Here is a 5,003-nt window from a genome sequence, read left to right as displayed (position 1 = left end):
AGTTCAATGTTAAATTTTTTAATAAAATTGATTCCGTTTTTATTATTTTTGAAGTAATTAAATAAAGCTTGTAGTTAGATATTGTATATGGGATCTTTTTGATGATAGGGGTATTGTTATTATTCTTTTTTAAGTAATGTTCAATTAGTAGTGAGTTTAATGAAACAGTGTCAGCTTTGCCTTTTTCAACTAGCCATAGGCACTTCTCAGGGTTCTTTCTTTGAATGATGGTTACTTTTTTTCTGTCAAAGAGGGCAAGTTCTATCGAGTGATCATAACCTAAAGGAACACAAAATATTAATTTTTCTTTGAAAAAGTTGTTTTTATTCAGGTGTGAATTTGTGCGTACCCAAAAATAAGAATCTACTGTGAATATGGCTTTAGAGTAGTAAAACTTCTTTTGGCGTTCACTGTTTTTACCATAGGGAAAGGTGGCTAGGTACTGATGGTCAAGTGTTTCTTGATAACCACGTTTCCAAGGTTTGAAATCAATCATTATGCTACTAATTCCCATATTGCGAGTGATTTCTTTAACTAATTGAGTTGCTATACCTCCATTGGGCAGGCTTTCATCACTAAATGGTGGATAATTATTACCTGTGGCTAACTTTATGGATGAGAAAGTGTAAGGTGTTATTAAGATAAAAATAAAGAAATAACAGACTATTTTCATCGTTAAACTACTATGCTCTTTATATTTGCCCTTAACTTAAAGGGTAGCAGTTATTTCTCTATGTTCATGGTAGAGGTTTCGTTTGTTTGTATTGGCTCGATTTTCACTGTAGTAAAATATTTTTTTACACGCTTGATTGTTTCTACCATGCACATGGGGTAGTTATTATGATAAATCTGTTTAAAACGTGCTTGATTCATTGCTCCTAAACTGTCACGCATTTCTTCTTTCGTCAGGGCTTTTGTGAAATGATCGCACTGTGCACGAATAGCTGCTTCAAGTTGTTTAGAAAGTTGGATAGAAAAATTTTCAACTAAAGGATTATTTGCATGGGGTGATTGAATTAGCATAGATAACGCTAAGACAAAAAATGTTGCTCGGTATTTATTGATCATTGCTATAATTAAACGCTCAAGCTAGAGAGTCATCTCGTTCTTAATGATAGTGTAGTTAGAAAGGGAGTTGTAGGCCAGCTTGCTTGAATACACTTAATGTTAATATCTAACTCAAGGGTAGCTATTTGCTGAATAGCAATAAAGAGTAAGCAGGTTTATCATGAAGCTAATTATTCGGTGGCTAAATCAGGCCTGGTTACTGACTATTGTTATCACTGCTCAGCGTATTTTGATGGCTGAGATTGTTACAATTGGCAAGGCAGCGAGCGCGACTAATCATGCAAGTGTTATAGTCCTCAGGCTTTTTTTGGGTGGCCTGGACACAAGGGTTGCTTTGATAGCAGGTGCTGCGACAAGTAGCAAGTGAGTCCGCGAAATTAATGAGTGGGCTTAAACTAAATAGTGAGATTAATATGATTAGGGTAGATTTAAAGTAATATTGCATAACTGTCTCCTCGCATGCATTTTACATTAGCATAGTGTATTGTTTCTAGGACTAAATATAGCGTTAAAAGAGGGTAAAAGGTCATTTTTAATTTACACTTAAACTGTGGGTGGGGTGATCTTCGAGTGTGTAAGGTGCAATCAGATGGCAAGGCAAAGAAAGAAGCTAAACCAGGATCAAATTAATTATATCAGTAAATTAATTTGTAAGTTATGTGATGGTGGCCTGGCAGGCGTTGTAGAAATGGCTGACTACCTTAATCCTGGTTTTGATGCGCGCGAAGTGAGAAAGCTTTATTATAAGATCACTAGCTATCCCTATTGTCTGTGGCCAGAGCAACAGCAAGGAGGCTTACTATCAATCAAAGATGGTGATGAATTACAAGCATGGCTGGAGCAATATTTCACCCCTCTTTATTATAAGCGTTTGATGGCCGCTTTTCGGCAAAATAAATTCCATCAGCAGCGCAGATTAGTAAGTCAACGTGTTTATGGAATTTCTAAACTTGCGGCAGACTATTCGAAAAATAAGGCAAAAGAAAAAAATCTTGGTTCAACACAAGGGGAGGTGATTAGTAAAATCGTCGAGACCTTTATCCTCCTTGAAAAAACGGTTGCGAGAATGAATCAGGAGCAAGATCGCCCTGTACCATTTTCTGTGATTGATTTAGTTGAGGCGGTTCCTAGCTTGTGTCAGTTAGAGTATCTCGCGAAAAGGTCAGGTGCCAGTGTGGCTGAATTTTTAGAAAAATTAAATAGCCAAGAGCAGGAAAAAGAAGAAATATAATTTACTTCAAGGTTTAAAACCTCTTGTTTTTAATTGATTAAGAAATTTGCTGTGAGTAGGTAAAATATCTCCTTTTGTCAAATTTAGATTGTTAAATCATTATCTTCTTTATATCAATAACTTTTGTTAAAGAAAGCTTGCTTTTATGAGGTGAAACCCGATATGCTGGGAAAAGTAAGTTTGCAAACCGACTCACAAGGACAAAAACAAGGATTGCATATATGAGTACAGATTTGCCGGGGCGGGCGGTGTATCTTGTTGATGGGATGAGAACCCCTTTCCTGCGAGCAGAAGTTCCAGCGCCTGGGCCCTTTGCTGCTGCTGATTTGGCGGTGCGCGCAGGACAAAGCCTTTTCTCCAAACTATCGATTTCTCCCGAAATTATCCAGCATGTCGTGATTGGCTGTGGTGGTGCATCCGCAGATGAGATGAATATTGCGCGTATTGTCGGGTTGCGTCTAGGTTGCGATCAAAGTACCCCTGCATTCACTGTACAGCGTAATTGTGCATCGGGCTTGCAAGCGGTCGATAGTGGAGCTCAGTTGATTGCGAGTGGTCGTCACGATGTGGTATTGGTCGGTGGTTGTGAGGCAATGAGCCATGCGCCTTTAATGACGCATCCAAATATTGCGCGTTGGCTTGCGCGATTACAAAAAGCAAAAGGCAATTGGAAAAAGTTGAAATTAATTTCATCGTTTCCATTTAAAAATTTAAAACCTGAAAGTGCTTTGTTAAAAGGGTTATCTGACCCGGTGATTGGTTTGTCGATGGGGCAAACGGCTGAGGTTATTGCTAAGCGTTTTAAGATCGATCGGCAAATGATGGATGCATGGGCGGCCGAGAGTCATTTACGAGCGCTTGCGGCACAAAAAGACAGTTTATTTGATGAAGAAATTGCGCCGATTTATGATGGCAAAGGTTTGAGTTATTTAGCGGATAATGGTGTGAGAACGGACTCGACTCCAGAGCGCTTGGCTAAATTAAAGCCAGTATTCGATCGCCCATATGGAGCGGTGACCGCAGGAAATAGCTCACAGCTCACCGATGGGGCTTGTTTGTTACTATTAGCTAGCGAAAAGGCGGTTAAAAAATATCAATTAAAGCCGTTGGCAAAGATTAAAGATGTGGCTTGGGCTGGGCTTGATCCAAAACAGATGGGTTTAGGTCCGGTGTATGCGAGTCATCAGATATTAAAACGCCAAAAATTATCAACTGCTGCCGTAGACTGTTGGGAGATTAACGAAGCTTTTGCTGCGCAGACGCTGGCTTGTTTAGCGGCCTTTGCTGACGCTGAGTTTTGTAAGAATGAATTCAAGCTGAAAGCCGCCTATGAAGCGATTGACCCAGAAAAAGTGAATATTCACGGGGGGGCGATTGCGATTGGCCATCCGGTGGGGGCTTCGGGTGCACGAATCTTACTGCATTTAGCGCAGGTATTAAAAGCTAAGAAGGTTCCAGCACAAGGTATTGCGAGTTTGTGCATTGGGGGTGGACAAGGGGGAGCGGTATTGATCGCAAACTGTCAACAAGAGGAGACAGGTGAGTGAGTTCATACAGTGCTTGGAAAGTTGCATGTGATGATGATCAAATTCTGTGGTTAAGCCTGGATTGCCCTGAATCATCGACGAATACCTTGGGTAAGACGGTGCTGACTGAGTTGGATCGTATTTTAACAAAAGAGGTTAACGGCAAGGCGTTACAGGGGATTGTGATTCAGTCGTCTAAACAATCTGGGTTTATTGCCGGTGCTGATGTTCATGAGTTTGAAGGTTTAGAACATATTGAAGATGCGATTGCTTATGTGCGCCAAGGGCAAGCCGTATTTAGTAGACTAGAAAATATTGGTATTCCGACAGTAGCTTTGATTGATGGCTTTTGTTTGGGTGGCGGCTTGGAGCTTGCTTTATCTTGTCGCTATCGTATTGCGAGTGATAGTACTAAAACCCGCTTGGGTTTACCTGAAGTGATGCTTGGTATTCAGCCCGCTTGGGGGGGACGGTGCGTTTGCCTGAACGAATCGGGCGCTTAAATGCGATTAATTTGATGTTGAGTGGTCGAACTTTACGGGCGCAGCCAGCGAAAAAACAAGGGTTGGTGGATCAGGTTGTTGCTGAATATTACTTAGCAAAAGCAGCGAAGCACTTTATTTTATCGACACCTTCAACAAAGAAATTGCCTTGGACAGATGTTTTAGTCTCGCAAAAGTGGTTAAAACCTTGGGTGGCAAAATGGCTGATTGAGCCTAAATTACGCGAAAAAGCACGACCTGAGCATTACCCTGCACCGTTTCAAATGTTGAGTGTTTGGCAGAAAAGTTTGTCACGAGATGCTGCGCTGGATGAAGAAATCACGGCTATAGAAACATTAGCTAAAACCGAGACAGCAAAAAATCTTGTGCGTATTTTTTTATTGCAAGAGCGTTTAAAGGCAGAAGCAAAAGCGGACTATACATTCCAGCGAGTGCATGTCATTGGTGCTGGGACCATGGGAGGAGATATTGCTGCTTGGTGTTTGGTGAATGGCCTCGATGTGACTTTGCAAGACCCAAGCCCAGATGCGATTGCAAGAACGTTTTCTCGGGCAAAAAAGTTATTGCAGCGGCGTTTGCGAAAAGAGTACTTAGTCAAAAATGCCTTGGATCGCTTAAGAGCTGACCCTGAGGGGGTTAGGCGTTGCTGATGCGGATGTCATTATTGAGGCGGTT

At 41.1% G+C, this 5,003-nt stretch carries 7 protein-coding genes; 5 read left to right on the top strand and 2 right to left on the bottom strand.

Annotation, left to right across the window (positions count from 1 at the left end; translation table 11 throughout):
* Together BGC07_RS02020 and BGC07_RS02015 are read right to left on the bottom strand one after the other, a co-directional pair.
* Positions 1–673, bottom strand: a 673-nt coding sequence (locus BGC07_RS02020) for a substrate-binding periplasmic protein (protein WP_069311760.1), incomplete at its 3' end; no start/stop codon positions are given.
* 50 nt (positions 674–723) lie between these two features.
* Complete coding sequence (locus BGC07_RS02015) at positions 724–1,068, bottom strand: hypothetical protein (RefSeq protein WP_235602841.1); 345 nt, start codon at positions 1,066–1,068, stop codon at positions 724–726.
* Between the two features lie 160 nt (positions 1,069–1,228).
* On the opposite strand from BGC07_RS02015, the gene BGC07_RS02010 reads away from it, so the two are divergent.
* The 5 genes from BGC07_RS02010 (at position 1,229) to BGC07_RS01990 (ending at position 4,978) form a co-directional block, all read left to right on the top strand.
* Positions 1,229–1,435, top strand: a complete 207-nt coding sequence (locus BGC07_RS02010; RefSeq protein WP_069311759.1) for a hypothetical protein — start codon at positions 1,229–1,231, stop codon at positions 1,433–1,435.
* Between the two features lie 222 nt (positions 1,436–1,657).
* On the top strand, positions 1,658–2,299 hold the full coding sequence (locus BGC07_RS02005) for a hypothetical protein (RefSeq protein ID WP_069311758.1): 642 nt from the start codon (positions 1,658–1,660) through the stop codon (positions 2,297–2,299).
* Between the two features lie 221 nt (positions 2,300–2,520).
* Positions 2,521–3,846: an acetyl-CoA C-acetyltransferase gene (locus BGC07_RS02000; RefSeq protein ID WP_069311757.1), complete on the top strand. Its 1,326-nt coding sequence runs from the start codon at positions 2,521–2,523 to the stop codon at positions 3,844–3,846.
* Entirely contained in the window at positions 3,843–4,328 is a 486-nt protein-coding gene (locus BGC07_RS01995) for an enoyl-CoA hydratase-related protein (RefSeq protein WP_069311756.1), read from the top strand. Before BGC07_RS02000 ends, BGC07_RS01995 begins: the two co-directional genes overlap by 4 nt.
* Complete coding sequence (locus BGC07_RS01990) at positions 4,304–4,978, top strand: 3-hydroxyacyl-CoA dehydrogenase NAD-binding domain-containing protein (RefSeq protein WP_139121584.1); 675 nt, start codon at positions 4,304–4,306, stop codon at positions 4,976–4,978. Before BGC07_RS01995 ends, BGC07_RS01990 begins: the two co-directional genes overlap by 25 nt.
* Positions 4,979–5,003 lie beyond the last annotated feature (25 nt).

The sequence above is a fragment of the Piscirickettsia litoralis genome (genome assembly GCF_001720395.1).
In the GTDB taxonomy this organism is placed as follows: domain Bacteria; phylum Pseudomonadota; class Gammaproteobacteria; order Piscirickettsiales; family Piscirickettsiaceae; genus Piscirickettsia; species Piscirickettsia litoralis.
Note: the sequence above shows the minus strand (reverse complement) of the source record. Positions and strands in the feature narration are given on the sequence as shown.

Bases quoted from the DNA above. Each gene is read 5' to 3' on its own strand.
- BGC07_RS02015 (WP_235602841.1), bottom strand. From the start codon at position 1,068: ATGATCAATAAATACCGAGCAACATTTTTTGTCTTAGCGTTATCTATG.
- BGC07_RS02010 (WP_069311759.1), top strand. From the start codon at position 1,229: ATGAAGCTAATTATTCGGTGGCTAAATCAGGCCTGGTTACTGACTATT.
- BGC07_RS02005 (WP_069311758.1), top strand. From the start codon at position 1,658: ATGGCAAGGCAAAGAAAGAAGCTAAACCAGGATCAAATTAATTATATC.
- BGC07_RS02000 (WP_069311757.1), top strand. From the start codon at position 2,521: ATGAGTACAGATTTGCCGGGGCGGGCGGTGTATCTTGTTGATGGGATG.